Consider the following 3632-nt stretch of genomic DNA (forward strand, 5'->3'; position numbering starts at 1 on the left):
AGACAGCCTTTTTCTACAGCTCAATATTAACCTACTCGCTTACCCAATATAGCCAAATCTCGCTCTATACTGTCCAGTACAGCCACACGTGGATAATACCCCCACTGCTCAAAGCCAAACTTCCGCAGCAGCGCAATACTCGGCTCATTATGACCAAACACAAAACCCAACAGCGTTGTAATTCCCAATCTAGGGCATTCATCTAGCAAGTGCTGTACCAAACGGCTTCCAGTTCCGGTTCCACGAGCATCCTCATGGACATAGATGCTAATTTCCGCTGTGCTGTTATAAGCTGGACGTCCGTAAAAGGACTGAAGGCTGGCCCATCCGGCAATGGTTCCCTTTTGTCTGAGTACCCACAAAGGGCGGTGATTTTCCTCATGAGCCTCAAACCAGGGAATACGGCTCTCCACTGTAACAGGCTCCAGGTCTGCCGTGACCATTCGTCCTGCAATCGTAGAATTATAAATATCCACAATATCGGGAAGATCCTCTCTGCATGCAATTTCAATGGAAAAAGATTGGTCCTTGTTCATTATCGTATCTGCCCCCCTATTGTGGTGATTTATTTATTTATTGTACAGGACAAGCGCCCGAACAGCCATATCGAGTTGTTTTGCGGATTCGTCCCAAAGAGCCTTATAATAGGGTTTGAAGAAACGCCAACACTAGTTAACTGATATAACGACATGAGACAGGAGGTGTGCTTCGGAGTCAAGGGAATCTGAAGCAGCTTAATATGAATATTGGAACTCAAATTTTGATTTTGGAAGTCCCTATGGAATCTTTTTTTGGAAAATCGACCATTTATCCTGTACTGATCAAGGATGAGGATGGACTTACACTGGTTGACACGGGAATGCTCGGGCAATTGGAGCCACTACGCAAGGCTATTTCCGATGTAGGTGAGGATATAAGCCGTTTGAAAAGAATTATTTTAACACATCAGGATATTGATCATATCGGAAATGTTCATGCACTGCTGGACTTGCTGCCGAATATTGCCCTACTGGCTCATAAGGATGACATTCCTTATATGACAGGAGAGCGACCATTTGTGAAGCTGACGCCGGAACGCATTAATCTGATGGATGCTGCGCTCAAGCAGCAAGCAGAGGATATGGTTCGCCGCCTGCCAGACTTGCGCTTTGCTCATATTCTTGAGGACGGTGAGCATCTGCCTTATGGTGGGGGTATACAAATTATTCATACACCCGGTCACACGCCCGGACATATCAGCTTGTATGTGCCTGCACAGAAGCTGCTGTTGGCAGCAGATGAACTGCGCGTAGTCGAAGGTGAGCTGGTCGGTCCTGCCGAGTCGGCTACGCCAGATATGCCGTTGGCGCTGAAAAGCCTCGATAAGCTGACGGTATTGGATGTTGATAAGGTACTCTGCTACCATGGTGGTTACTATGATCAGAATGTACAGGCACGTCTACAAGCATTAAGTCAGACAAAAGAATAACCCATTTATAAATATAAATTAGGATGTAATAAGAGCTATAATGATTAAATGGACAGAAAGGAATGAGAATCTATGAATGATAAAATTGCCAAATTGTATGATGAACTAAAGTCACAAGCTTGGGATGGCCTACTTGTGACCGATCCCAAGCATATTTACTACCTGACAGGCTTTGCCAGTGATCCGCATGAGCGTTTTCTAGGTCTCGTGCTGCTTCGTGACCAAGAACCAGAACTGATTGTACCCGCCCTGGATGCCGAAGCAGCCCAAGCCGCTTCTTCCGTGAAGCGTATATCCACCCACACCGATACGGACAATCCATATGATCTGTTGCGCCAACGCACGGGTACTAGTGTGAAAGCATTCGCACTGGAAAAGGAGCACGTCTCCGTCCTCCGTTACGAACAATTACATACTGCCATTGGTGCGGCTCAATATGTGGACCTGGGTCCAGTGCTTCAAGAAATGCGTGTGAGAAAAACACCTGAGGAAGTACAACGTCTGAAACACGCAGCTCGTTTGGTGGAAGATGCTCTTCGTCACGGTCTAACGCATGTTCGTGAAGGGGTGACAGAAGTCGAACTGGTAGCTGAAATCGAATACCAGATGAAAAAGCTTGGGGCAGATGGTCCATCCTTTGACACTACGGTGTTGTCTGGACCCAAAACAGCCTTGCCTCATGGGGTTCCGGGGGCCCGCAAGCTGCAACACGGCGATCTGCTCATGTTTGATATGGGCGTATATTCAGGTGGTTATGCTTCGGATATTACGCGTACGTTTGCCTTTGGCAAGCTGTCGGCCGAGCTGGAAACGATTTATAATACGGTTCTTCGTTCAAACGAAGCCGGAATTGCCGCCATTCGCCCTGGAGTTTCCTGTGCATCCGTAGACCAGGCAGCACGAGCCGTTGTTGAAGCCGCTGGATATGGGCCAGCTTTTAACCATCGGGTTGGACATGGTCTTGGCATGAGTGTTCATGAATATCCATCTGTACACGGAGGCAATAGCGATCTGCTTCATGAAGGCTTCGTGTTCACCATCGAACCCGGCATCTACGTACCAGGCCTCGGAGGCGTGCGGATTGAAGATGATGTTCTGGTCACCTCCGAGGGTGTCGAAGTGCTGACCTCATTTCCGAAGGAACTAACCGTGCTGGGGTAATCTATCGTTATTCTTTGTAATTTATAGGTTAGAAGTATGAAAAAAAGAGGGGCAGCCCCAAGCCAATCATGGCTTGAGGGTTTGCCCCTCCTCTTCCATCAAACGGAAATTGCGTGCGATGTACAAAACCGGTGTACCCGCCGCAGTCAGTACAAATTTTAAGATGTAGGTGGTAAACAGCAACTCGATCCAGATCCCCCACGCATAGCCGTAAAAGGCAATACTACAGAAAATGAGGGTGTCTATAAACGAGCTGATCATCGTGCTGCCATTGCCGCGAATCCAGAGCTGATGACGCTCCGGGAAAAATTTGCGAATCCAGGCGTATAGACGCACGTCCAGCAATTGACTAACCGCATAGGCTGTCAAGCTGGCAAGCGCAAGCCTTGGCAACAATCCAAAAAGCTGCTGCATTGGTGTCTGGGCAAAATCCGTGGCAGTAGGCTCAAACAACAGCACCATCTGCATCGTGATCGTCGTCATAATCAGAGTAAAAAAGCCAAACCATACAGCTTTTCGTGCCTCTTCAGGCCCATACTTCTCATTTAGTAAGTCGCTGGCCATATACATAGATACATACATTGTATTTCCCAATGTCGTGGTAATGCCAAGCAGATCAATGGTTTTGGTTACCTGAATATTGGCCAATACAGTAGCTACGCCAATCCAGGCATACAGCCCTTTTTTACCGAACAACCGATAACATAGCAAAAAGAACATAAAATTGACGAGGACAAATGCTATCCCCCATAACAGATTAAACATGAAAGCCTCCTAGTTTTGATAGCGCGGGATGGTTGCGAACCGCGGTTCATCCGAACAAGCCGGAAAAACATTATTTTAATGTATCATAGATTAGGATTTGTGAACAGCTATAATTCACACGGTCATAAGTTCAATATAAAGAGCCGACCTTAGGGCCGGCTCTTTATATTGAGGTACACACTACACGTATATATATGCTACAGATGCGATATAAGACTGTAGTGTACACCATCCGTTT

Annotated in this window: 4 protein-coding genes; 2 read left to right on the plus strand and 2 right to left on the minus strand. The window is 46.9% G+C overall.

All coding sequences use genetic code 11. The annotated features are described in order from the left end of the window. Positions 1–26 precede the first annotated feature (26 nt). Positions 27–536 (minus strand): GNAT family N-acetyltransferase, encoded by a 510-nt coding sequence (locus AC5V8P_RS24275; protein ID WP_064795360.1) that lies wholly within the window; start codon positions 534–536, stop codon positions 27–29. Positions 537–739: 203 nt separating this feature from the next. On the opposite strand from AC5V8P_RS24275, the gene AC5V8P_RS24280 reads away from it, so the two are divergent. Together AC5V8P_RS24280 and AC5V8P_RS24285 are read left to right on the plus strand one after the other, a co-directional pair. Further along, the gene (locus tag AC5V8P_RS24280) at positions 740–1468 is read left to right on the plus strand and encodes an MBL fold metallo-hydrolase (RefSeq protein WP_064795575.1); all 729 of its coding nucleotides are present in this window, start codon (positions 740–742) and stop codon (positions 1466–1468) included. Positions 1469–1540: 72 nt separating this feature from the next. Next, positions 1541–2629: a M24 family metallopeptidase gene (locus tag AC5V8P_RS24285; protein ID WP_064795361.1), complete on the plus strand. Its 1089-nt coding sequence runs from the start codon at positions 1541–1543 to the stop codon at positions 2627–2629. 66 nt (positions 2630–2695) lie between these two features. Here the strand turns inward: AC5V8P_RS24285 and AC5V8P_RS24290 are convergent, their stop codons facing one another. Continuing rightward, positions 2696–3394 carry a queuosine precursor transporter gene (locus AC5V8P_RS24290; RefSeq protein WP_064795362.1) on the minus strand — a complete coding sequence of 233 codons (699 nt, stop codon included), beginning with the start codon at positions 3392–3394 and terminating at the stop codon, positions 2696–2698. Positions 3395–3632 lie beyond the last annotated feature (238 nt).

The sequence above is a fragment of the Paenibacillus sp. N119s genome, assembly GCF_059447605.1.

What these genes read in the sequence shown, in the direction of transcription:
- AC5V8P_RS24280 (WP_064795575.1), top strand. Translation starts at nt 740, where the DNA reads ATGAATATTGGAACTCAAATTTTGATTTTGGAAGTCCCTATGGAATCT.
- AC5V8P_RS24285 (WP_064795361.1), top strand. Translation starts at nt 1,541, where the DNA reads ATGAATGATAAAATTGCCAAATTGTATGATGAACTAAAGTCACAAGCT.
- AC5V8P_RS24275 (WP_064795360.1), bottom strand. Translation starts at nt 536, where the DNA reads ATGAACAAGGACCAATCTTTTTCCATTGAAATTGCATGCAGAGAGGAT.
- AC5V8P_RS24290 (WP_064795362.1), bottom strand. Translation starts at nt 3,394, where the DNA reads ATGTTTAATCTGTTATGGGGGATAGCATTTGTCCTCGTCAATTTTATG.